This window comes from Oceaniserpentilla sp. 4NH20-0058 (genome assembly GCF_040371755.1).
In the GTDB taxonomy this organism is placed as follows: domain Bacteria; phylum Pseudomonadota; class Gammaproteobacteria; order Pseudomonadales; family Oceanobacteraceae; genus Bermanella.
The window spans coordinates 196251-219149 of record NZ_BAABWE010000001.1; the positions used below are offsets into that span (position 1 = coordinate 196251).

The 22899-nt window shown below is 42.3% G+C and carries 22 protein-coding genes; 16 read left to right on the top strand and 6 right to left on the bottom strand.

The features are described 5' to 3' along the window. Positions 1 to 131: 131 nt before the first annotated feature. Positions 132 to 533: a Cd(II)/Pb(II)-responsive transcriptional regulator gene (gene cadR / locus ABWV45_RS00840; protein ID WP_283786468.1), complete on the bottom strand. Its 402-nt coding sequence runs from the start codon at positions 531 to 533 to the stop codon at positions 132 to 134. Positions 534 to 727: 194 nt separating this feature from the next. Between cadR and ABWV45_RS00845 the strand changes: the two genes are divergently transcribed. The 15 genes from ABWV45_RS00845 to thiI all read left to right on the top strand — a co-directional run bounded on the left by ABWV45_RS00845 (position 728) and on the right by thiI (position 18421). After that, positions 728 to 1525 carry a cation efflux transmembrane domain-containing protein gene (locus tag ABWV45_RS00845; RefSeq protein ID WP_353347723.1) on the top strand — a complete coding sequence of 266 codons (798 nt, stop codon included), beginning with the start codon at positions 728 to 730 and terminating at the stop codon, positions 1523 to 1525. 41 nt (positions 1526 to 1566) lie between these two features. Next, entirely contained in the window at positions 1567 to 1932 is a 366-nt protein-coding gene (locus ABWV45_RS00850; RefSeq protein ID WP_353347725.1) for a hypothetical protein, read from the top strand. A gap of 59 nt (positions 1933 to 1991) precedes the next feature. Next, positions 1992 to 3254 carry a TolC family protein gene (locus tag ABWV45_RS00855; protein ID WP_353347727.1) on the top strand — a complete coding sequence of 421 codons (1263 nt, stop codon included), beginning with the start codon at positions 1992 to 1994 and terminating at the stop codon, positions 3252 to 3254. Positions 3255 to 3308: 54 nt separating this feature from the next. Beyond that, positions 3309 to 3557 carry a hypothetical protein gene (locus ABWV45_RS00860; protein WP_353347729.1) on the top strand — a complete coding sequence of 83 codons (249 nt, stop codon included), beginning with the start codon at positions 3309 to 3311 and terminating at the stop codon, positions 3555 to 3557. Further along, entirely contained in the window at positions 3557 to 4624 is a 1068-nt protein-coding gene (locus ABWV45_RS00865) for an efflux RND transporter periplasmic adaptor subunit (protein ID WP_283786464.1), read from the top strand. Before ABWV45_RS00860 ends, ABWV45_RS00865 begins: the two co-directional genes overlap by 1 nt. A gap of 11 nt (positions 4625 to 4635) precedes the next feature. Next, positions 4636 to 7749 (top strand): efflux RND transporter permease subunit, encoded by a 3114-nt coding sequence (locus tag ABWV45_RS00870; protein WP_353347731.1) that lies wholly within the window; start codon positions 4636 to 4638, stop codon positions 7747 to 7749. Between the two features lie 40 nt (positions 7750 to 7789). Then, complete coding sequence (locus ABWV45_RS00875) at positions 7790 to 8392, top strand: methyltransferase family protein (protein WP_353347733.1); 603 nt, start codon at positions 7790 to 7792, stop codon at positions 8390 to 8392. Between the two features lie 40 nt (positions 8393 to 8432). Then, on the top strand, positions 8433 to 8705 hold the full coding sequence (locus tag ABWV45_RS00880) for a TMEM165/GDT1 family protein (RefSeq protein WP_353347735.1): 273 nt from the start codon (positions 8433 to 8435) through the stop codon (positions 8703 to 8705). Positions 8706 to 8777: 72 nt separating this feature from the next. After that, positions 8778 to 9176: a YnfA family protein gene (locus ABWV45_RS00885; protein ID WP_353347737.1), complete on the top strand. Its 399-nt coding sequence runs from the start codon at positions 8778 to 8780 to the stop codon at positions 9174 to 9176. A gap of 2 nt (positions 9177 to 9178) precedes the next feature. Then, positions 9179 to 10054 carry a cation diffusion facilitator family transporter gene (locus ABWV45_RS00890; RefSeq protein WP_502914643.1) on the top strand — a complete coding sequence of 292 codons (876 nt, stop codon included), beginning with the start codon at positions 9179 to 9181 and terminating at the stop codon, positions 10052 to 10054. A 346-nt stretch (positions 10055 to 10400) separates the two neighbouring features. Further along, positions 10401 to 11444 carry an efflux RND transporter periplasmic adaptor subunit gene (locus ABWV45_RS00895; protein ID WP_353347741.1) on the top strand — a complete coding sequence of 348 codons (1044 nt, stop codon included), beginning with the start codon at positions 10401 to 10403 and terminating at the stop codon, positions 11442 to 11444. Positions 11445 to 11452: 8 nt separating this feature from the next. Further along, the gene (locus ABWV45_RS00900) at positions 11453 to 14518 is read left to right on the top strand and encodes an efflux RND transporter permease subunit (RefSeq protein WP_353347743.1); all 3066 of its coding nucleotides are present in this window, start codon (positions 11453 to 11455) and stop codon (positions 14516 to 14518) included. A gap of 79 nt (positions 14519 to 14597) precedes the next feature. Continuing rightward, positions 14598 to 15635: a dihydroorotase gene (gene pyrC, locus ABWV45_RS00905; protein WP_353347745.1), complete on the top strand. Its 1038-nt coding sequence runs from the start codon at positions 14598 to 14600 to the stop codon at positions 15633 to 15635. A gap of 3 nt (positions 15636 to 15638) precedes the next feature. Next, positions 15639 to 16874, top strand: a complete 1236-nt coding sequence (locus ABWV45_RS00910) for a tyrosine-type recombinase/integrase (protein WP_353347747.1) — start codon at positions 15639 to 15641, stop codon at positions 16872 to 16874. A 101-nt stretch (positions 16875 to 16975) separates the two neighbouring features. After that, positions 16976 to 18421, top strand: a complete 1446-nt coding sequence (gene thiI / locus ABWV45_RS00915; RefSeq protein WP_353347749.1) for a tRNA uracil 4-sulfurtransferase ThiI — start codon at positions 16976 to 16978, stop codon at positions 18419 to 18421. A 30-nt stretch (positions 18422 to 18451) separates the two neighbouring features. Here thiI and ABWV45_RS00920 read toward each other — a convergent pair whose 3' ends face one another. Next, entirely contained in the window at positions 18452 to 19288 is an 837-nt protein-coding gene (locus ABWV45_RS00920) for a DUF350 domain-containing protein (protein ID WP_353347751.1), read from the bottom strand. 69 nt (positions 19289 to 19357) lie between these two features. On the opposite strand from ABWV45_RS00920, the gene xthA reads away from it, so the two are divergent. After that, complete coding sequence (gene xthA / locus ABWV45_RS00925) at positions 19358 to 20173, top strand: exodeoxyribonuclease III (protein ID WP_353347753.1); 816 nt, start codon at positions 19358 to 19360, stop codon at positions 20171 to 20173. Here the strand turns inward: xthA and ABWV45_RS00930 are convergent. Genes ABWV45_RS00930 through ABWV45_RS00945 form a run of 4 tightly spaced genes read right to left on the bottom strand, consistent with a single transcriptional unit; the run spans position 20170 to position 22898 of the window. After that, complete coding sequence (locus tag ABWV45_RS00930; RefSeq protein ID WP_353347755.1) at positions 20170 to 21363, bottom strand: tetratricopeptide repeat protein; 1194 nt, start codon at positions 21361 to 21363, stop codon at positions 20170 to 20172. The two genes, xthA and ABWV45_RS00930, sit on opposite strands and share 4 nt — an antisense overlap. A gap of 1 nt (position 21364) precedes the next feature. Beyond that, positions 21365 to 21976, bottom strand: a complete 612-nt coding sequence (locus ABWV45_RS00935) for an energy transducer TonB (protein ID WP_353347757.1) — start codon at positions 21974 to 21976, stop codon at positions 21365 to 21367. Then, positions 21976 to 22383, bottom strand: coding sequence for an ExbD/TolR family protein (locus tag ABWV45_RS00940; RefSeq protein ID WP_353347759.1), 408 nt, complete (start codon positions 22381 to 22383; stop codon positions 21976 to 21978). The genes ABWV45_RS00935 and ABWV45_RS00940 overlap by 1 nt, the downstream gene beginning before the upstream one ends. Positions 22384 to 22394: 11 nt before the next feature. Next, the gene (locus ABWV45_RS00945) at positions 22395 to 22898 is read right to left on the bottom strand and encodes a MotA/TolQ/ExbB proton channel family protein (RefSeq protein WP_353347761.1); all 504 of its coding nucleotides are present in this window, start codon (positions 22896 to 22898) and stop codon (positions 22395 to 22397) included. Between the last annotated feature and the right edge of the window lies 1 nt (position 22899).

A 22899-nucleotide genomic window follows, 5' to 3' on the forward strand; every position in this document is an offset into this window, starting at 1 on the left:
GAATCCAAGTGGAAGCCGCATCATAGCTTTAACCCTCTATGATGCACGAAATTACTTGAGCACTACTTAACTGGGGTCTCTCTAGGTTTATCACTCATGAGTATCATTTAAAGTCCGCTCACGCAGTCCCTCTAAGAATCAGTAATAGACGATAATTCAGCCAAAATACCACACTGTTCGACAGACCTAGCACTTCCACATTTAAGGCGTAACTGCTTTAAGGTATCGTGAAGTTTTTGCAGGTCTGCAATGCGTGACTTAATAGCGTATAAGTGCATATCGACCATTTCATTGACTGCTTCACAAGGTATGGATGGTGAAAATTGCAAAGAAATTAATTGTTTAATTTCATCTAATGCCAAGTCCAGTCCACGGCAATTCTTAATAAAAATTAGTTTTTCTAGTGCATCTGAGTTGTAAACTCGAAAATTCCCTTCGGTACGATTAGGTGGTGAAATTAACCCCTCTTTTTCGTAGTGACGAATTGCTTGTACAGAACAGCCACTGCGTTTTGCTAATTCACCTATTTTCATATATTACCTCACTAACCCTTGACTCTATACTTACTATAGAGATTAGAATAAATAACTTACATCACCTTAATAATCAAGATTAATTTATGACTGAAGATTCTAAAGCATGTGACTGCGAAGGCAGTCATGGAGCGTCATTTAAATGCAAATCGAAACCTATGGGTAATGATCAGGCTGAGATAAGCCACTTGAGTGTGTTTGACGTTCCGAAAATGGACTGCCCGTCGGAAGAGAATCTGATACGTACGGCTTTTGCTAGTCTTGGTGAAGCACTCACCTTTGAATTTGACATACCCAACCGCAGAGTGCGTGTATATCATCCAGGTATTGGGGAGGAAATAGAAAGAACTATGGTGTCTGTCGGGCTTGGGGCAAGTTTGATCTCGATTGAGTCGGTCGATCGAGAAGCTACTCACGCTGCCCGGGAAACTGCAATATCCGATGAGCTGCGCGAAGCACGAGTGCTTCGGTGGTTACTGGGTATTAATGCAGTCATGTTTGTACTCGAGCTTAGCGTGGGCATTATTGCTCAATCCACAGGACTTATTGCTGATTCACTGGATATGTTTGCTGATGCAGCTGTTTACGGCGTGTCCTTATATGTGGTTGGTAAAGCTGCCAAACTTAAGCTTAAAGCAGCCCATTTCTCTGGTTGGTTACAAGTCACGCTGGCACTTGGTGTGCTATTAGAGGTGGGTAGGCGTTTCTTATATGGAGGTGAACCCGCCTCAATTCTCATGATGAGCCTAGGTGCAGTGGCATTAATAGCGAATATTGCCTGCCTATTACTAATATTCAAGTCACGAGACCAAGGGGCTCATATGAAAGCGAGTTGGATATTCTCCGCGAATGACGTTTTGGCTAATGTGGGTGTCATTGCGGCCGGAGTATTGGTGGCTGTGACCAACTCTCAAATTCCTGACTTGGTAATTGGAACTATCATTGGATTAGTCGTCTTAAACGGCGCCCGACGTATCCTTTTGTTAAAATAAAAAATTACCATATGACAGCCTATAACGTGTATAATTGAAATATGCTTAAACGTATCCTGACATACTTGCTGATGATATTGATTGCATCTCAATCAAGCCTTGCTATGGCTGATGCTCATCAGTTTTATCAGTCAGGGTATGAGCATATTAATTTCGATCAGCATAACCAAGACTCAAATAATCTTACGATTGAAAAGCAAAATACCGAACTCCTAGACGAAAGCTTATTTTCTTCTCAAGAGTCGGATTGTCAACACTGCTGTCATTGTCACGGGCATTGCCCTCCCTGCCCTTCGTGCTCTACTGACCATGTCTTATTGCGCAAGCATTCCACAAAAATATCGGCGTATTCTGAACAAGCTTACCCCGGTTTTGTAAATACCTTACTGCGCCCACCAAGAATATAAACCCTAAGTACCGTTACCAGCCGCAATTGCGGGTTTACGAATTACATTAGGATTTATCCATGCATCGCACCACTTTAAACAGGTATTGCACCTCCTGCGTATGGCTTGCGTTTTTACTTTTCAATTTAAGTATTGCTGCCAATGCAGACACCGCACTAACCTTAAAAGAAGCGCTAACCCGTACGTTAGCGAAAAACCCACAGCTTTATCAATATACCTTTATTCAAGAAGCAACAAGAGCACAACGACAAACCAGTGCCTTGCGACCGGCGCTAGAATTAGAACTGGCGGCTGAAAACTTTGCAGGATCAAATAACAACAAGGGATTTGATTCTGCGGAAACCACTCTGGCTTTGTCTTCAGTTATTGAGCTAGGAGGAAAACGCGAAGCTCGCCTTTCTTTCGCTGACGCAAGAATAATTCAAGCCGAATGGGAAAAGAAAGCCACTACACTGGATGTGCTCGGTGAACTGACGGCGAGTTATATTGAAAGTTTGGCAACCCAAGCCAACATTCAGCTAGCGGAAGAATCTTTGGCACTATCTCAATCATTACTAAAAACGGTTAATACGCGTTCCAACAAAGGGGCAACACCCGAAGCTGAAGTCATGCGCGCTCAAGCGGCAGTTGCCCGCGCTGAGATCCGCCTTGCTGCGTTAGTGGAGCGACTGGAGCGTCAGAAAGTGCGGCTTGCGCGTTTTTGGGGAGATACCACACCGACCTTTAGCGCCTTAGAGGGATCCCTATTTGAGAATGAGACAAGCGAAGGGTTTGATCAATTGTATGCACGAGTAAAGACATCACCAGCCATTCAGGTGCTTGCGAGTGAAGCGAGAATCAAAGACGCAGAAGTTGCGCTGGCACGCACTGGTGGTCGGAGTGATCTAACTTGGCGTGCGGGTATTCGGCGCTTTGAGGAAACTGGTGATTCAGCATTCACCGCAGGGCTCTCCATTCCGTTATTTTCCAAAAAACGAAACAGCGGCGAAGTTAAGACTGCCCTGGCAAACCGCAATGCTGTGGATTATGCCCGGCAGGATCTTCTTTTGCGTTTGCATGCCCAGCTTTTTGAAGCGTATTCACTCCGACGGCAGAGCATCGCGGCCGTGAATAAAACCGAAAATGAGATCATTCCAGCGCTCGAAAACGCGCTCAAACTCACACGAAAAGCCTACGAAAATGGCCGTTATCGATATCTTGATTTAATTGCTGCTCAAGAAGAATTGCTTGCTACTAAGCAAGCACGTATCGATGCAGCATCGACAGCTCTCATTAGTCAAGCGCTGATAGAAAAGCTGTCCAGTGAAGCCCTTAATCAATAATTTAATTCAAATTAATCAGGTTTGATCACTATCAGGCCTTAGGAATTTATGACCATGAAAAAATCAACTCTCACAGTTCTCACGATGCTAACTTTTGTTTTAAGCGTCCTTGGATTAAGTACCTGTGCTCAGGCAAACGAAGAGCATAAACACGACCATCAACATGAAGAAAGTGAAAACCATAAAAAACATCACGCTGAAGGCGATCACGAAGAGAAATCTAAAGATAAACACATTGAGGATCATGACCACAACGATCACGCCGATGACCATGTAAATAAAAAAACAAAGGAGAATAAATAATGAAAGACTTAACCACTTTGTTTTCTTATTTAACACCTAAAAGCAGAATGCCCTTTTTAGGCGCACTGTTTGCACCGGTATTTCTGCTAAGCATGCTGTCATTAAACTCCTGGTCGGAAGGTGACCACGAACATGAGCATGAAGCCAAAGAACAACATGCTCCACATCACGAAGACGGCGACCATGATAAACATGAAGATCATGTTGATCACAATGAGGGCAAGCACGATCATGATGAGCATGGTCGCGAGAATGACGGCGAAGAAAATAGCAGCCGCATTAATAGCGATATGGCACAACAAGTGGGGATCGTAACCGCAAACGCTGGCTCTCAAGAGCTCCACCAAACCATCACTGTTTACGGTAACGTGGTCTCAGGTCCAGAACAATTGAGTCATGTGCGCGCACGTTTTGAAGGCCTCGTTAAGTCTGTTCAAGTTACTATTGGCGATACGGTAAAAACCGATGATGTATTGGCAGAAATTGAATCCAATGAGAGCCTCAAGATCTACAAAATACGTTCGCCTATTTCTGGCCGTGTTGTTCAACGGCATGCCAACAGTGGTGAAGTGACTCAGGATCAAATTCTATTTTCTATCGCCAACTTTGACACTGTGTGGGCAGAGCTGCGTGTTTATCCTACTCACCAATCCTCGGTCGCAGAAGATCAATCCGTTCATGTTTTGACAACCAACGGACGCGTTGAATCTAGGGTCAAACATGTCGTGCCATCGATGGACGCCCCTTATCAGTTGGCGCGGGTCAAACTGGACAACAGCAAGCAGACTTTATCTCCGGGCTTGATGGTGGAAGCCCAATTAGAGATTGGTCGCTTTCCCGTATCTCTTGCCGTTGCGAAAGATGCCGTCCAAAGCCTGGGCGGACGCCAGGGCGTATTTGTTAAGCGCGGCGACGAATACACCTTTACCCCTCTTGTGTTAGGTCGTGGAGACGATCACTTTTATGAAGTTATCGATGGCCTTGAGAGTAGCGCTGAGTATGTCAGTCAGAACAGCTATTTAATTAAAGCCGATATCGAAAAATCCGAAGCTGAACACGACCATTAAAGGGGCGCACTATGATTGAATCTATCTTGCGCCTAGCCATTGAAAGGCGCTTACTATTTTTATGTTCGATTTTGTTGATAGTCGGTGTGGGCGTATGGAGTTACCAAAAACTCCCGATTGATGCGGTACCCGATATCACCAATGTTCAGGTACAAATCAATACCGCTGCTCCGGGTTACTCACCATTGGAATCGGAACAACGCATTACCTATCCGGTGGAGACTGCGCTGGCTGGCTTACCCAATCTTTCCTACACGCGATCATTGTCACGTTACGGTTTGTCACAGGTGACGGTGGTGTTTGAAGAAGACACCGATATCTATTTTGCCCGCAACCTGATTAACGCTCGACTGGGTGCGATCAAAAGTGTCTTACCGCCTGGGCTAGAACCGGAGATGGGTCCCATATCCACCGGTTTGGGTGAAATCTTTATGTACACCGTGCAAGCCAAATCTGATGCCCGCATGGCCAATGGTGAACCCTACACCGCAACCGCCTTGCGAGAAATACAGGACTGGATTATCAAACCTCAGCTCGCCCAGGTGAAAGGCGTCATAGAGGTGAATAGTATTGGTGGCTACAACAAGCAATACCACGTGATGCCCGACCCCACGAAGTTACTGCTTTACAAAGTCAGTGTTGAAGAGCTTGTACAAGCCTTACAAGCCAACAACGATAATCGTGGCGCAGGCTATATCGAACGAAATGGACAGCAACTTTTAGTTCGTTCTCCCGGTCAGCTCGCAACGACCGAAGACATCGGCAATGTCATCATTACGGAACATGACAGTGTGCCGATAAAGATCAAGGATATTGCCGAGATAGCCATTGGTAAAGAGCTGCGCACAGGCGCCGCAACACGCGATGGTGTGGAAACCGTGCTAGGTACGACCATGATGCTCATCGGTGCAAACTCCCGCACGGTTGCTCAGGATGTAGCGAGTAAACTCGATGATATTCAAGCTTCGCTACCGGAAGGGGTTGTGGCGGAAGCCGTCTACGATCGCACCGCACTGGTCGATAAGGCCATTGCTACGGTGTCCAAAAATCTGATGGAAGGCGCGCTTCTAGTTGTCGTGGTGTTGTTTCTCTTGTTAGGAAATATGCGGGCTGCATTAATTACTGCAGCAGTAATTCCGTTAGCCATGTTGATGACCATCACTGGCATGGTGAAAACGGGTGTATCGGCCAACCTTATGAGCTTGGGAGCCCTAGATTTCGGTTTGATTGTCGATGGTGCGGTGATCATTGTTGAGAACTGCGTTCGCCGCCTGGCCGAGGCTCAACATTCGAATGGTCGACAGCAAAATCTACGCGAACGCTTAGACACTGTCTTCAAAGCCACATCCGAGGTGATTCGCCCAAGCTTGTTTGGTGTAGCCATTATTACGATCGTCTACATCCCGATATTCAGCTTGACCGGCGTGGAAGGTAAGATGTTCCACCCTATGGCGGCGACGGTGGTGATGGCCTTGTTGTCAGCCATGGTGCTGTCATTAACGGTGGTGCCTGCAGCTGTTGCTGTGTTTATGAATGGCAAAATCAGTGAAAAAGAAAGCATCGTTATCAGCAAAGCAAAATCTGCCTACAAACCCTTACTTAACCTGGCTTTGAAATTTCGCTGGGCGGTGGTGGGCTTTGCCTCGGCTCTCGTTGTGTTTTGTTTATGGTTAGCTTCCACTTTAGGCTCAGAATTTATCCCTCAATTGAACGAAGGTGACATTGCGCTGCACGCCATGCGTATTCCTGGTACAGGTCTAGAACAAGCCGTGGAAATGCAGGAAATACTCGAACAGAGAATCAAATCTTTTCCAGAAGTGGATAAGGTCTTTGCCCGTATTGGCACGGCGGAAGTGGCCACCGATCCTATGCCACCCAATGTGGCCGATAACTTTGTGACACTTAAGCCGCGAAGTGAATGGCCGAACCCCTCCAAAACGAAAGCCGAACTCGTTGAGGAAATAGAGCGTTCTGTGGAGGAGCTACCGGGAAATAACTATGAGTTTACCCAGCCTATTCAAATGCGCTTTAACGAGCTTATTTCTGGTGTGCGTGCGGATCTGGGCATCAAGGTTTTTGGCGACGACTTGGACCAACTTGTCATAACGGCCAACGATATCCTAGGTATCGTTAACGCAATTGAAGGCGCGGCCGATGCTCGGGTTGAACAAGTGACTGGGTTACCTACGCTCTCCGTGATACCGAATCGCACTGCCTTGGGCCGATATGGGTTAAATGTTGCCGAACTTCAGGATTGGGTTTCTGCCGCCATTGGTGGTGAATCAGCCGGCATTATCTACGAGGGTGATCGACGTTTTGAATTAGTGGTTCGCTTACCTGAAACAACGCGTCGCGATATCGACCGGTTAAAGTTTCTACCGGTACCACTCCCCAATGGAGATTACGTACCACTCGAAGAAGTCGCAACCTTGGATGTTTCACCGGCACCCGCGCAAATAAGTCGCGAGAACGGTAAGCGCCGAGTTGTGGTCACTGCTAACGTCCGCGGTCGCGACCTGGGCAGTTTCGTGAAAGAAGTGCAAGCCAGCATCCGTGAACAAGCGGATATCCCACCGGGATATTGGTTAGATTATGGCGGCACCTTTGAACAACTGGAGTCTGCAAGCCAACGCTTGTCCATCGTGGTGCCTATTACTCTATTGGTGATTCTAGGAATTCTCGTCATGGCTTTCGCGTCACTTAAAGATGCCTTGATTATTTTTAGTGGCGTGCCGCTAGCGTTAACCGGGGGCGTCTTGTCGCTATATCTTCGAGATATGCCTTTGTCCATCTCGGCGGGTATTGGCTTTATTGCTCTCTCGGGCGTCGCCGTACTTAATGGCTTAGTTATGCTCGCCTTTATTCGCGACCTCTGGCATGAAAAAGGCGACTTAATCTTGGCTGTTACTGAAGGCGCAATGATTCGTCTGCGGCCCGTCCTGATGACTGCGCTGGTTGCGAGCCTGGGCTTTGTTCCGATGGCACTAAATACGGGTACCGGCGCAGAAGTTCAGCGACCCCTTGCCACTGTGGTGATCGGCGGCATTATTTCATCAACGCTCTTAACACTTCTCGTTTTACCGGTGCTGTACCACTGGTTACATAAAAACGAAAAGGTGAGCTAATAACAATGGAGGAGCCCCTTCTTTGTAAGGGGCTATACCTATGAAAAATACTATTATCATTTTTTTAGGCGTTTACTTTATTTGCTTCTTTGGATTTGCCGTTATATTCAGGAATTTTGTTGTTGCAAAGAGAACGGGCGTAAACGCCTTTAAGCTCAACCAGAAAACAGGGGCCGAATCGATTACGGGGCGGTACTTTAAATTTCTACCTCTTGTTTCCATTTTGGTTTTTATTCTCTATAGCTTCCTGCCAAACCAGTATCAATCTATCGGGCCGATTGACCTGATGAACCATACCGCTATTCAGTGGATGGGAATGGGAATAATGGTTGTTTCGCTAGTTTGGGTGCTGGCGGCACAATCACAAATGGGCGCATCATGGAGAATTGGAATCGATCATGAAACAAAGACAGAATTTGTTCAAAAGGGCTTGTTCAAATATTCACGAAACCCTATTTTTGTCGGTATTATTTTCATTTCTTTCGGGTTTTTTCTGTTACTCCCCAACCCAATTACGTTAACAATACTGGCCCTTGATATTGCGCTGATTCAAATACAGGTGGCTTTGGAAGAAGAGTATTTAACGAAACAGCACGGGGACTCATACAGTGAGTATTGCCAACATGTTCGTCGTTGGTTATAGCAATAAAATAAAACTAGATACTCAATTAATAGGAATTGGTATGGACTGGAAAATATTTTTAACGATATTCGTTTCAGTATTTGTCGCCGAACTTGGTGACAAAACGCAGCTAGCAACAATGCTATTCGCAGCAGATAAAGATGTCAGTAAGTACACTGTATTTTTTGCTGCCTCAGCTGCGTTAATTGTGGCATCTGCCTTGGGTGTACTTGCGGGTAGTTTCCTAGCGGAATACATCAATGAGAAATACTTACACTATATTGCAGGAATTGGTTTTATCGGCATTGGGATTTTTACCCTCTATAACGCATAGAGAACCACCCAACACCTTATGCCTATTGAAGACAACTTATTCAAACGTCAAGTGAGTTAACAGGGTAATATTATGAGTTTTTTATGGTTTACCGTTGCCGCCATTTTCGAAATTGCCGGCTGCTACACGTTTTGGATGTGGTACAAACTCGATAAAAGTCCCTTATGGCTAGTGCCCGGACTTCTTTCGCTTGCATTATTTGGATGGATTTTATCGTTTGTGGAGGCCTCATTTGCCGGACGTGCTTTTGCTGCTTACGGAGGGATTTATATTGTTATGTCTCTTGTTTGGGCTGTCGTAGTTGAAAAACATATGATCAATATTCAAGATGCTCTAGGCGCCGGACTATGTGTTGTTGGTGCGCTGCTTATTTTCTTTAATTCATATCAAACAACCTACGCAATGGACTACGGCACACAGCCAGCCAGAGGTTTAGCTAAAGGACTATCATCACAATACCTAGGTAAATGAGTATGCACAATCACGCACATAAAAATGATACCACCTCCAGAATAGCTTGGGCATTTTTTCTGAACGTCAGTTTTACGATCATCGAGTTTATTGGAGGTTGGCTGACAAATAGCACCGCAATAATGGCTGACGCGGTACACGACCTCGGGGATAGTTTATCGATTGGTCTTGCTTGGATACTGGGTAACCTGAGCGAAAGAGAGTCCACCTCAAGGTTTAGCTACGGTTATCGAAGATTTTCCTTATTGGGCGCACTCATTAATGGAATCGTATTAATTATCGGTTCAATTTGGGTTTTATCTGAAGCAATTCCCAAACTCCTTAACCCCGAAATGCCGGTTGTTGAGGGTATGTTCGGCCTGGCCGTCCTAGGGGTTACCGTCAATGGCTATGCAGCGTTTAAACTCTCCAAAGGTAAGTCACTTAATGAGCAGATGCTGAATTGGCACTTACTGGAAGATGTTCTAGGCTGGGTAGCCGTACTGGTAGTCTCAATCATTTTGATGTTTATCGAGTGGCCCATACTCGATCCTATTCTTTCCATTGCTTTTACGATTTTTATATTAATCAACGTTCTTCGTAATTTATGGGCCACAACTAAACTGTTTCTTCAGGCGACGCCAAATGATGATACGGCCATTACTATTCGTGAATCACTACTGAGTTTTGCGGAAGTCAAAGAGATTCACCATCTACATTTTTGGTCGCTTGACGGGGAACACCATGTCATGACCGCGCATTTAGAATTGAGTAAGCTAATCGAACCAACCCGTCAAATCCAATTAAAAACCGAGATTGCTGACCGCCTATCGGGATTTGGGTTAGAGCACACAACCATCGAGTTAGAATTCCCTAACGAACTATGTAGGGATGAGTAGACGGATTTAAGGCTAGAAGTAGAAGCATCTATATAAATGTGCAGAATTGAATATTAGCTAGGAAGTAAATCAATATGATGGACTCTCTAGTATATACAGGCAATGGGTCATTACCCCTTTAATTCACTTTAGATTTCCTGTTAAACGTACATGTAATCTTAAGTGGAGAGCCCTAGTTATAAGTAAATTGAATATTAAACCCTATATAAAAATTATTATCGGAATATATCAATATAAGATAAATCGCCCGATGTGTGCTTATATTTAAGTATGTATACATCATTTGATTCTTAATAATCTTAAGTGCCCGCACCTTATATGACGAAAATATCCGTAGGAATGACACATGCACCAATTAACAAGTAAATACATGCGTAATTTATTAGGACTACTTCTAATTACGGTGCCAACTATATTATTCGCCGACACTCCAATGCCCGTTGAGGTCATCAAGGTAAAACCACAGATACTAAAAAGTACCATTAATTCCATAGGTACTCTTGAGGCGAATCAATCAGTAACTATTTCACCAGAGGTTTCAGGCCGCATAACGTCTGTATCCTTTAAAGACGGCGCTCACGTTAACATTGGGCAATTACTGTTTAAACTCGATAACAGCATAGAAACTGCCAACTTAAACGAAGCGAAAGCCAGAGCGCAGCTAAGCCACACAGAACTAAAAAGAATTCAAAAACTATATAAGCAAAAAGCAGCCAGTGAAACAGATCTAGATTCAGCTGCAGCTAATCACAATATCTACCAAGCGCAGGTTCAATCATTTCAGGCAAAATTGAACAAATTATCAATTAAGGCTCCTTTTACAGGAGTGATTGATATTAACAATATCTCGATCGGTGACTACGTCAATGCAGGCGAAAATTTAATTAAATTGGTTGATCTTACAACACTTAAATTTGACTTTGCGCTACCCGAAACCTATTTAAGTAAAGTGGCCGTTGGTCAAAATATAGAAATTACAACCCCAGCTTACCCCGGAGAAATTTACCAAGGCACGGTCTCAGCTGTATCACCTGCAATTAATGAAGAAACTCGAAGTTTAGCGGTTAGGGCGATTATAGATAATCAATCTCAAACTCTAAGACCCGGTTTGTTTGCAAGTGTCATTCTTGAGGTGAATAGAAATCCAAGCGCCCTTCTTTTGCCTGAGCAAGCTTTAGTCCCGCAAGGACAAAGTTACGTAGTTATGAAAGTTGTTAATAATAAAGTTGAAATAACCCCCATAGAAATTGGTACACGCAGAAAATCAGAGGTCGAAATTATTACAGGTATTAATGAAGGAGATATCATTATTACGGCTGGTCAAATGAAAGTGCAGCCCGGTGTAAAAGTAAAGGCTCTTTTCCCTGATGCGCTTAAAACTGATAAGTAGAGGGATTTATGAGTATATCTGATATCAGTATTGACCGCCCTGTATTTGCAACTGTATTAAATATATTGGTTGTACTTCTAGGTATTATTGCTTTTGATAAAATGACAGTTCGTGAGTATCCAAACATAGATGTCCCTGTTGTAACAGTCGAAACTAATTATCTTGGTGCAAACGCATCAATTATGGAAACGCAAGTTGCGCAAATACTAGAGGATTCTCTTTCCGGTGTTGAAGGTATTGATTATCTAGTATCAAAAAACACTTCTGAAAAATCACAAATCACAGTGTATTTTAAGTTGGATCGTGACGCTGATAGCGCGGCTAATGATGTTAGGGATCGTGTTGGGCGTGTTCGCGGACGTTTACCAAGTGATATAGAAGTACCTATTGTTTCAAAAGTAGAAGCCGATGCACAACCAATCATTTGGTTAGCATTTTCCAGTGATCGACACTCCCCGCTTGATGTTACTGAATATGCAGATAGACAAGTTAAAGATCCATTACAAACAGTCCCTGGAGTTGCCAGTATTAGGCTTGCAGGTGAACGCGAATATGCCATGCGCATATGGTTAAATCGTAACAACATGGCGGCACTGAACATTACGCCTCAAGAAATTCAACAGGCATTACTTCAACAAAATATTGAAGTACCTGCAGGTAGAATAGAGAGTACTGAACGAGAGTTTACAGTGCTGGCGCAAACGGATTTAAACCGTGAAGTCGAATTTGAAAATATCATACTTAAAAAAGGTGATGATTATTTGGTTCGATTAAAAGACGTAGCAAGAATTGAGCAAGCAGCAAAAAGTGGGCGTGTAATCTCTCGCTTTAATGGAAAGAGTGCTGTGGCGCTGGGTATCGTTAAACAATCTGTATCAAACCCTCTTACCGTTAGTGACGGTATTCGACAGCGTTTACCAAAAATACGAGCGGCATTACCTGAGGGTATGAAAATTGATATTGCTTATGACTCCTCTGTCTTTATTGCACGCTCCATTGACTCTGTATTTACGACAATCTTTGAAGCTATAGCGCTAGTGATTATTGTTATTTTCTTATTTTTAAGAAACATGCGAGCCACACTTATCCCATTAATGACCATACCCGTATCATTAATTGGTGTATTTAGCATAATGCTACTGTTTGATTTTAGTATTAACACACTTACCCTTTTAGCCATTGTATTGGCTGTGGGCTTAGTGGTTGACGACGCCATTGTGGTATTAGAAAACATTTATCGCTACATTGAAGAAGGAATGGAGCCTTTAAAAGCCGCGTATAAAGGAATGCGTGAAATTGCATTTGCTGTAATAGCCATGACATTTACTTTAGCCGCTGTATTTGCACCGGTGGCCTTTACTCCTGGGCGCACAGGCAAGCTATTTACAGAGTTTGCATTAACCCTTGCTGCTGCAGTAATGGTATCCGGCTTTGTGGCTTTAACACTTGCCCCCATGATGGCTTCTAAAATTTTGCGCCATGAAACAAACCCTAGTCGTTTTTATTTAAAGGGTGAAGAAATACTGGATCGCTTGACTGAATCTTATAAGTCACTTTTAACTTATGCGCTTGGTAAAACAAGGTCACTTATCAGCTTAGCAGTACTCACTGTCATTGCACTGGCATTTTTGTATAGCTATTTACCTAGTGAACTAGCCCCCATTGAAGATAGAGGTTCCGTTATTGGTTTCTCCATTGCTCCTGAGGGTTCAAGTACGGGTTATGTTGACCGATATGCTAAGCAAGTAGAGGAAATCTACGAAGGGATTCCTGAAAAGGATCGTTATTTTATGATTACTGGTTTCCCCTCTTCTACAAACAGTATTTCATTTTTACGGGTACAAGATTGGGAGGACAGAGACCGTTCCACTCAGGCAATTGCAAATTCAATTATGAATCCTATGTTCCAAGGCATACCTGGAACTATGTCTTTTCCGATGCTGCCTCCTTCATTAGGGCAAAGCATTATTTCACGGCCCATCGAGGTTGTAGTACAAACCACCTTAGGATATGAACAGCTCAACTCGTTTATTCAAACTTTAATGGGGAAAGTGTATTCGTCTGGGTTGTTTTCACAGCCAGATACTGACTTAAAATTGAATAAACCTCAGTTGGATATTTCAGTTGATCGGGATAAAGCCGCTGACCTTGGTATAGCGGTATCCGAATTAGGCTCAACTCTTGAAATAATGATGGCCGGTAGTGAGGTGACTCGTTACAAAAAAGGGTCTGAGCAATACGATGTTATCTTACAAGTAGCACCTGAAGATCGTGCAAACCCACAAGACATTAGTCAAGTATATGTTCGCGGAGCCAGTGGAACCATGATTCCTTTATCAAATTTAGTGATCATCAAAGAAGCCATCGCCCCTAAGGAATTAAATCACTTTAATAAATTGAAATCAGCAATCGTGCAGGCTGGCCTGCAACCGGGCGTGGACACCCAGCAAGGGCTCGACTTCATTGAGGATGCTATTGTTGAGCTTTCAGAAAGTATGAATATCCCCGTTCAGGTCGATTATGCTGGCCAGACCCGTGAATTCAAAGATTCAGGTGCAGGTTTAATACAGACGTTTATTCTTGCATTGTTATTTATATATCTTGTACTGGCGGCTCAATTTGAAAGCTTTAAAAGCCCATTGATTATTATGTTTTCTGTGCCCCCTGCTTTACTAGGTGCGGTAATCGCCCTTTGGTTAAGTGGCGGAACAGCAAATGTGTATAGCCAAATTGGCCTACTGACATTGGTTGGACTGATCACCAAACACGGAATTCTCATTGTCGAATTTTCAGATCAGCTTCAAGAGCAAGGCAAGCAAAAACTAGATGCCGTAACACAGGCGGCTTCCATGCGTTTACGCCCTATTCTTATGACAACGGCTGCCATGGTACTGGGTGCTATTCCTCTAGCTTTAGCTACCGGTGCTGGTGCCGAAAGCCGAGAACAGATCGGCTGGGTGATCGTGGGAGGTATGTCTATCGGCACATTGCTTACGCTATTTATTGTGCCGGCCTTTTATATGCTATTAGCAAAAGACTCAATTAAGGTAGATAAACAGCAAGTTGTTAGCTGATGAATTAAATTACAACCTAGACAATGAGTTTTGTTCAGTCATAGGTATAATGCAGATATAACACCTGTTGGATTATCTCATGACTGAACAAATTACCATCACTCGCCCCGATGACTGGCATTTACATCTTCGCGATGGTGATGCATTACAGTATACCGTTCCTGCTACTGCCAAGGTTATGTCTCGGGCGATTATCATGCCCAACCTTAATCCTCCAGTTATGGATGCCAAGCAAGCCCTTGAGTACCGAGAGCGCATTCTTAAACACAGCACGCAGTACCCTAATTTTAATCCGCTGATGGTTCTTTATCTTACAGACAATACGACCCCTGAGTTAATCCGCGAAGCGGCTGCCAGTGGCCATGTTGTTGCTGCGAAACTTTACCCAGCAGGCGCAACCACGAACTCAGACTCCGGTGTTACTGATCTAGGTAGATTGGAAGAAATAGCTACAGCTTTAGCAGAAAATAATATGCCATTATTAGTGCATGGTGAAGTTACTGATAATCATGTTGATATTTTCGATCGCGAAAAAGCATTCCTAGATGATATTTTAGATCCATTAGTAGCTAAAGTTTCTGACTTACGCATGGTGGTTGAGCACATTACTACAAAAGATGCAGCTCAATTTGTTGAATCTCAAGGCGACAATGTTGGCGCCACAATTACAGTGCAACACCTTGCTTATAATCGAAACCATATGTTAGTAGGAGGCATGCGCCCCCACCTATTTTGCCTACCTGTATTGAAACGCAATATTCACCAGCAAGCCCTGCAAGATGTGGTTAGCAAGGGGCATAATCGATTCTTTTTAGGTACAGACTCGGCCCCCCATGCTAAATCAGCCAAGGAAAATGCTTGTGGCTGCGCAGGGTGTTTTAGTGCTTACGCTGCGATTGAATTATATGCAGAAATCTTTGAGGACTTAGGTGCGTTAGATAAGCTAGAAGCTTTTGCTAGTTTTAATGGGCCAGATTTTTATCAGCTGCCTCGTAATACGGATACCATTACATTACTAAAAGAAACTTGGACAGCTCCTTTAGAAATGGACTTTGCAGGGGATGTAATTGTGCCGCTTCGTGCTGGTGAACCTCTTAAATGGAAGCTAAAAGCTTAAACCATGGATAAAGCACAAATACCTAAACCTATATTTGATAATTTAGATTTCTTACCTGACGCCTTTAAATATAGCCCTGCCCAAATTGGAGCGGGGCTTGAATTACATCAGCAAGAAGATTACTTCTATAGTGTTCGGTATTTGTTAAGTTACAAAGGAAGCAGTGCAACGTTTAATGCCTACAGGCGTGAAGTAGAAAGACTTTTACAATGGTCGTGGCACATAAGTAATCTTACGCTAAGTGATTTAAAACGTGAGCATATTGAAGCATTTATTGAGTTTTGCTTAAGTCCTCCACAACATTGGATCGGCAATAAAAACGTTTCTAGGTTCAAAAATAAACAAGGGGAGCGAATTCCTAACAGTGATTGGCGACCTTTTGTTACTCCTACCAGTAAAACTTCTGGAGGCAGAATTGACACAAAGCTCTACTCTCCATCTCAAAAGGCAATACAAACTACCTTTGCAGTGCTAAGTTCTTATTTCAATTTTTTAATTCAAGAAGAGTATTTAAGCGCTAACCCTGTTGCGCTAGTTAGACAAAAAAGTCGCTTCATTCAAAAATCACAAAACCAAGAGCCTGTGCGCAGAATCTCTAATTATCAGTGGGATGAAGTCATAAGGGTGGCTGAAAAAATGGCAAGTGATGACCCTTTAGCCCATGAGCGCACCCTATTCATATTGAATTGCTTACTTGGTATGTACCTAAGGATCTCTGAATTGGTGGCAGACGAGCGCTCTACTCCAGTTATGGGGGACTTTAGAATGGATCAAGACCGCAATTGGTGGTTTCATGTCATAGGTAAGGGTAACAAGAGCCGAATTATTACGGTGTCTAATGCCATGCTTGAGGCATTAAAACGGTATAGGTTATTTTTAGGCCTCCCTGCGCTACCATTTATTGGTGAGCAAACTCCCCTAGTACCTAAAATTCATGGCCAAGGCCCTGTAACCAGCACTAGACAGGTTAGAAATCTTGTTCAAAAGTGCTTTGATCAAGCTTATGATAACCTTGTTTCTATTGATCAAGAATCTGAGGCAATGGAGCTAAAAGTAGCTACTGTCCATTGGCTCCGTCATACAGGAATATCTGAAGACGTCAAAATTCGGCCAAGGGAGCATGTTAAAGAAGATGCAGGCCATTCAAGTATGGCCACTACTGATAAATACATAGACTCCGAGCTACGAGAAAGGCACGCTAGTGCTATCAACAAGAAAATAAGGCGTGAACCAGATTAGTCAATTTGGGTGTTTTTTATGCCTAAACCGTATTAGCTAGACTAATGCTAACCGTATTATTTTGATATAATCCGCCCAATTTTTACCCTCAAGTGTTTACCATGAAATTTGTCATTAAGCTATTTGCTGAAATTACCATCAAGTCAAAACCTGTACGTAAGCGCTTCATTATGCAATTACGCAGAAATATCAAAGACACCTTAAAATACTCTGAAATTACGGCTCATGTTCAAGGTCAATGGGATAGCATTGAGGTCATTATTCAGGACGACACATTAGAAATGAAAGTTCGTCAGCAACTAATGCGCATACCTGGCATCTCCAAGATATTAGTTGTTAAAGAACATAACTTTGAAACCATGGATGATATTTTCCATATCGCCAAAGATGTTTATGCCGATGTAATTAAAGATAAGACATTTTGTGTTCGTGTAAAACGTAACGGTACACATGAATTTTCATCAACTGATGTTGAGCGTTATGTTGGTGGCGGCTTGATGCAACACTGTGAAGCGAAGGCTGTAAAATTAAAGCAGCCAGATTACACAGTGAAATTGGACATTAGAAAACAAAGGCTACATACAATCGCCTCAGAGGATGATGGCTTAGGTGGTTTTCCAATGGGTTGCCAAGATGGCGTTCTCTCATTGGTATCTGGTGGTTTTGATTCTAATGTTGCCAGCTATTTAATGTTAAGAAGAGGTTTGCAAACCCACTACCTATTTTTTAATCTTGGTGGTAGCGCCCATGAAATTGGCGTTAAACAAGTTGCTCATTATCTATGGGAAACATTTGCTGTATCTCACGGCGTAAAGTTTGTAACCGTTCCATTTGAAGGTGTTGTGAGTGAAATACTACAAAATGTTGATAACTCACAAATGGGCGTTATATTAAAACGCATGATGCTAAGAGCCGCCTCTAAAGTAGCAAATGAATTAAATATTGAGGCATTAGTAACGGGTGAAAGTGTTGCTCAAGTCTCTAGTCAAACCCTACGCAATCTGACAGTTATAGACTCTGTTACCGATACACTCGTATTAAGACCTCTTATCACAATGGATAAACCGGATATAATTGATATATCTAGAAAGATCGGAGTATATGATTTTGCAGCTTCCATGCCTGAATATTGCGGTGTTATATCTGTAAAACCCACTACTCGCGCTAAAATTGAAAAAATTGAACATGAAGAATCACGATTTGACTTTGCAGTCCTTGAAGACGCTCTACAAAATAAGCGAATCGAACGTATTCAAAACGTGTTAGCTAGTACGCAAGGTGTGACCGATATTGAATTGGTGCAAGTTCCTGCTGCGGATGATGTTATTATTGATATTCGCCACCCTCAAGAAGTTGAGACTGCACCATTACACCTAACTAATAACGACATTAAGCTTGTACCTTTTTATCAATTGCTAAACAACCTAGATACTCTGCCTAAAGATAAAAACATCTTGTTGTACTGCGCTAAAGGCACTATGAGCCAGTTGCACGCTGAACAGCTTTTGCAAAATGGTTTTGATAAAGTAAAAGTTTTTAAACCCTAATTAAAAGCCAGCATTAGCTCGCTTGTTTGATTAGCTCGCTATTGCTGGCAATATAAACCCCCAGCCTAAATAAATAGCCCCTTCTAATATCCCTCTTCCCCCCTCATAGGCTTCGTCTTTAGGGAGGATGAGTCGAACACACAGCTCAGCCAGTGCAAGATATAGCAACAAAAACACGATTGAGCTAACAAACCAAGCAAGAACGGCAAGGGGCCACTGGGTATCTAAGTTTGAAGCAAAATGCGCACTTGTACTGATGGCCAATGCTGCTCCGATATGCTGTAAGGCTGCTTTAATGATCGCAGATCGATTAGAATCTTTAATAGACTTAAGTAGCTTGCCTGACGTCCAAATAAGTCGAAGACGAATCTCTAATGCCAATAGCAATTGCGACAAGATAAAACCAAGAAACAATGCAATAAAACCTAGATTAACGTTGTGTGAAGACCACTCCATAGAAGCACGTATAACGATAGCCGTACCAATTAAGTGCCCACCCGTTAAATATGCAGCCGTAATATTCCCATTTTGAGTGGCTGAATTTAAATTTAGGGTTGGCAAAATAAGCTTATCCTGAATAATCCCCCCAAGCCTCAACAAGGCAATTGCGAGCAATCCATAGGCAGACACCAGTGCCCATTCATTAAATAATGTTAGGTTAAATTCACCGGAGGTAATCCCCGTCAAAGCTAGCATCAGTGCAATTACCGCACATGCCGTTTCGATATTACTGGCCTCAGAGTGCTGGCTTACTGGTCGCACCACAATACGACTAAACCACCTCATTGTTGCTACCAGTGTCAAAACAGCTATAAAATCGACAAGCAAAAACAGCGCGTAAGATGTGTCATTTATCAACCAATTCATGAAAAACCTTTTTAGTCATACCTTGGCTGCTTATAATGCCCCATTAATTTAAAAAGTCACGGAACCAGCATGAAAATAGTCTCTTTTAATGTAAATGGCATACGTGCCCGCATGCATCAACTTGAATTTATTAAAGATAAGCTAAATGCAGATATCGTAGGCCTACAAGAAGTTAAAGCGACACCCGATCAAGTCCCAGTGGAAGAGATCTCAAATCTTGGCTGGCACTGCGAGATTCATAGTCAAAAAGCTCACTATGGCGTTGCAACTCTTTCGAAGCTTCCCGCGTTAGGGGTACAAAAAGGCTTTCCCAGCGATGATGAGGAAGACCAAAAACGACTAATTCATACTAGTTATCAAATGCCAAACAATGATGTCCTTCATGTTATCAATGGTTATTTCCCTCAAGGTGAAAATAAAAGCCACGAAACAAAGTACCCAGCAAAAAAGAAATATTATTCAGATTTATTAGGATATTTAGAAAGTAACTTTAGCAGCTCTGATAATGTTATTGTCATGGGCGATATTAATGTAGCCCCAACTGATGCTGACATAGGCATTGGCGATGTAAACGCAAAACGCTGGCTGAAAACGGGTAAATGCGCTTTTTTACCGGAAGAGCGCGAGTGGGTCGATAAACTGATCAATTGGGGATTGATTGATAGTTATCGCCTGTTAAATCCGGAAGTGAATGATAGGTTTAGCTGGTTTGACTACAGAAGCAAAGGGTTTGACGATACACCTAAACGTGGCTTGAGGATTGATTCAATAATGATTACTCCTCCCTTAGTAGACAGATTATTAAACACCGGAATAGATTACGACACCCGGGCCATGGAAAAACCTAGTGACCATGCTCCTATTTTTATTGAGCTAGATTATTAAGTTTCCATTTGTTTTATGTAGCTCATCCAGCTCTTTGCTTGGCTAGATGAGCTTTTGAATGCACTAGCACGCCCTAGAGAAATACGAGCTTTTTTTGAATTACCTATTCGGTAGTTAGCTAAACCCTGATATAAAAATACCTTCCCTTTCTGGTCGTCTGTTAATTCTAATTTAAGCAACCCTGAAGACAATTTTACAACCTTCTCCCAATCTTGATCATCTACATATAATTGAAGCAATGTATACCCATATTTAGAAACCGTATATTGATCGTACAGAATAGAGAGCACTTCTTTCGCTTTATTGATTTCTTTTGCTTGCAGCCAAGATTGATAAAGTAAATTCAAAATCTTTTCATCTGATTTAATTTCTTGACTGTTAATATTTTTTTCAATTATAAGAGCAACCTTGTAAGGTTCCCCTTGAGAAGCCAGTAATTGCCCAAGGTTGGTATAGTCACTGTTTTTTTGAAGGAATCCTTTTTTATAAGATAACTCCTTGGTAATGGCAGCTAAATTATATTCCTCTCTCAATTGATGAAGACCAGCTTTTTGTTGCCAATAATCACGTTTCTCTGGGTGGTTAAATACTAATAGATCAACATAGCGGGAAGCCATTTCATAATTTTTAAGTTGGTAGTGTCCGGAAAATGCCATTTGCAACCAACCTTCTTTAGGCTGCTTACTTAGCTTGCATGCTTGTTCGATATACGGAAGACCCAACCTATAATCTTGGATGCTATAATATGAAGCAGCTAATAGAGCATAAATATTTGCAGATGGTGACTCGGAGCTTTCTATAATATCTTTTAAAATAGGAATAGCAGATTGATGGTCATCCATACTATAAAGTGAATAACCTAACATAGCTCGTAATTGATTAAGCGTTGTAATCTCTAAGTCATCAATAGCAATGGCTTTATATAAATGAATTTGCGCCTGTTTATTATTACCCAATACGGTCTCTAGTTGCGCCAAAGTTTGCAAACTAAGAGCCAAGCCTAAAGGATTAGACTTTAAGCTTGATATTAAATCATCCAACTCCTCTCTAATGCTATCAATAGACTTAGGAGTAAGCTCTCCCGCAATGTCTTCTTGTAGTTCATTTAATGCATTATAGGTTCCTGGGCTGATTGAAGATGCAAAAACTGATGCATTAATAAATATTAAAAATAATAAAATAAGTCGCATATTACTTCTCTAAATTGAACTCAAAAGGCAGTGTTGCGATCTGCTCCACAGGTTTGCCATCAACCAATTTCGGTTTAAACTTATAGCGCCATGCTGCCCGTATTGCCTCACGTTCAAACACACCTTTTGGATCTGCATCAACAACTTCAACATCATCCACGACGCCTTCCTTTGAAACCTTAAGGCGAACAACAACATACCCTTCAATTTTTCTAGCTAATGCCTGTGATGGATACCTTGGCTCTACCTGCACTAAAGGAATTACATCACTATCACCAAAGCCATAGCCTGATAGCATATTTCCAACTCCCTGCCCCTTGAAACTAGCAAGAGAATTAGTTATATCCGGCATTTCCAGATCCACCTTGACTGCTTGAGTTTTTTGGATTTTTGGCGAATCTAACAAAGGTGGGGTTTTGGGTTTCTCAGGCTCTTTTGGATTTCGCTTCTTTTCCTCTGCTTTGCTATCTTTAATACTTCTAATGAAATCCACCATCGCAATATTGTCGTTCCTAACTAATTGCTCGGAACTTGGTGTTATTAGTAACTGCATTAACCAAAAAACAAAAATGGATAGTGCTATTCCTAAAGGGGTTATTATAATTAATTTCATCATGCACCAGGGGAGGCTGCAATTGAAATATTCACGATACCCGCCAAGCGAATTTGATCCATTACCTGTACAAGTATTCCCGTTCTAGCATCTGTATCAGCTTGTATGACCACGCCACTTTCTGGACTTTCTGCTCTCAATTTTTCAATATTAGCCCTCAGTGAGCGAACATCTACAGCACGTTTATCAACCCATATTTCACCATTGGGTTTAATGGCAACCATAATATTACCTTTTTTATCTTCCGTTGCAGTATCAGCAGAAGGACGGCTTACTGTAATGCCACTTTCCTTAACAAATGAAGTCGTCACAATGAAAAAAATCAACATAATAAAAACAATATCCAGCATTGGAGTCATGTCAATTACGGACTCGTCAGAGTCAGTTCCTGCGTGCTGCTTGCGCATAAATAACCCTTTTATTTAATAAGTGCGTCTTTAAACGCTTCTAATTGTTTTTTTGATAAAGAATCAAAACGGGCAATAAAATACAACCCCATTAATGAAACAACCATGCCAGCCATTGTAGGTATGGTCGCCATTGAGATTCCTGAGGCCATAGCTCTAGCATTACCCGTCCCAGTTATAGCCATTACATCAAAGACATTTATCATTCCTGTAACTGTGCCAAGCAAGCCAAGTAATGGGCAAACAACAACTAATAATTGTATAAATGAGCGGTACTGAGAAAACTGAATGGTGACCCTAGAAATAATTCTGTCTCGTATCTTCAATGCCACCCATGAATCATGGCTAGATAGGTTCGCCCAGTTTGATTTCATCTCAGAGCACAACCTAGGTGCTTCCCTATAAAAAAACCAAAACCGTTCAATGATAAGCACCCACAGAACAACAGTGGCAAGTAGAATAAAATATAATACAGGGCCACCGCTATTCAAAAAGGAAAATACATCATGCAACATA

What these genes read in the sequence shown, in the direction of transcription:
- cadR (WP_283786468.1), bottom strand. Translation starts at nt 533, where the DNA reads ATGAAAATAGGTGAATTAGCAAAACGCAGTGGCTGTTCTGTACAAGCA.
- ABWV45_RS00850 (WP_353347725.1), top strand. Translation starts at nt 1,567, where the DNA reads ATGCTTAAACGTATCCTGACATACTTGCTGATGATATTGATTGCATCT.
- ABWV45_RS00855 (WP_353347727.1), top strand. Translation starts at nt 1,992, where the DNA reads ATGCATCGCACCACTTTAAACAGGTATTGCACCTCCTGCGTATGGCTT.
- ABWV45_RS00860 (WP_353347729.1), top strand. Translation starts at nt 3,309, where the DNA reads ATGAAAAAATCAACTCTCACAGTTCTCACGATGCTAACTTTTGTTTTA.
- ABWV45_RS00865 (WP_283786464.1), top strand. Translation starts at nt 3,557, where the DNA reads ATGAAAGACTTAACCACTTTGTTTTCTTATTTAACACCTAAAAGCAGA.
- ABWV45_RS00870 (WP_353347731.1), top strand. Translation starts at nt 4,636, where the DNA reads ATGATTGAATCTATCTTGCGCCTAGCCATTGAAAGGCGCTTACTATTT.
- ABWV45_RS00875 (WP_353347733.1), top strand. Translation starts at nt 7,790, where the DNA reads ATGAAAAATACTATTATCATTTTTTTAGGCGTTTACTTTATTTGCTTC.
- ABWV45_RS00880 (WP_353347735.1), top strand. Translation starts at nt 8,433, where the DNA reads ATGGACTGGAAAATATTTTTAACGATATTCGTTTCAGTATTTGTCGCC.
- ABWV45_RS00885 (WP_353347737.1), top strand. Translation starts at nt 8,778, where the DNA reads ATGAGTTTTTTATGGTTTACCGTTGCCGCCATTTTCGAAATTGCCGGC.
- ABWV45_RS00890 (WP_502914643.1), top strand. Translation starts at nt 9,179, where the DNA reads ATGCACAATCACGCACATAAAAATGATACCACCTCCAGAATAGCTTGG.
- ABWV45_RS00895 (WP_353347741.1), top strand. Translation starts at nt 10,401, where the DNA reads ATGCACCAATTAACAAGTAAATACATGCGTAATTTATTAGGACTACTT.
- ABWV45_RS00900 (WP_353347743.1), top strand. Translation starts at nt 11,453, where the DNA reads ATGAGTATATCTGATATCAGTATTGACCGCCCTGTATTTGCAACTGTA.
- pyrC (WP_353347745.1), top strand. Translation starts at nt 14,598, where the DNA reads ATGACTGAACAAATTACCATCACTCGCCCCGATGACTGGCATTTACAT.
- ABWV45_RS00910 (WP_353347747.1), top strand. Translation starts at nt 15,639, where the DNA reads ATGGATAAAGCACAAATACCTAAACCTATATTTGATAATTTAGATTTC.
- thiI (WP_353347749.1), top strand. Translation starts at nt 16,976, where the DNA reads ATGAAATTTGTCATTAAGCTATTTGCTGAAATTACCATCAAGTCAAAA.
- ABWV45_RS00920 (WP_353347751.1), bottom strand. Translation starts at nt 19,288, where the DNA reads ATGAATTGGTTGATAAATGACACATCTTACGCGCTGTTTTTGCTTGTC.
- xthA (WP_353347753.1), top strand. Translation starts at nt 19,358, where the DNA reads ATGAAAATAGTCTCTTTTAATGTAAATGGCATACGTGCCCGCATGCAT.
- ABWV45_RS00930 (WP_353347755.1), bottom strand. Translation starts at nt 21,363, where the DNA reads ATGCGACTTATTTTATTATTTTTAATATTTATTAATGCATCAGTTTTT.
- ABWV45_RS00935 (WP_353347757.1), bottom strand. Translation starts at nt 21,976, where the DNA reads ATGAAATTAATTATAATAACCCCTTTAGGAATAGCACTATCCATTTTT.
- ABWV45_RS00940 (WP_353347759.1), bottom strand. Translation starts at nt 22,383, where the DNA reads ATGCGCAAGCAGCACGCAGGAACTGACTCTGACGAGTCCGTAATTGAC.
- ABWV45_RS00945 (WP_353347761.1), bottom strand. Translation starts at nt 22,898, where the DNA reads ATGTTGCATGATGTATTTTCCTTTTTGAATAGCGGTGGCCCTGTATTA.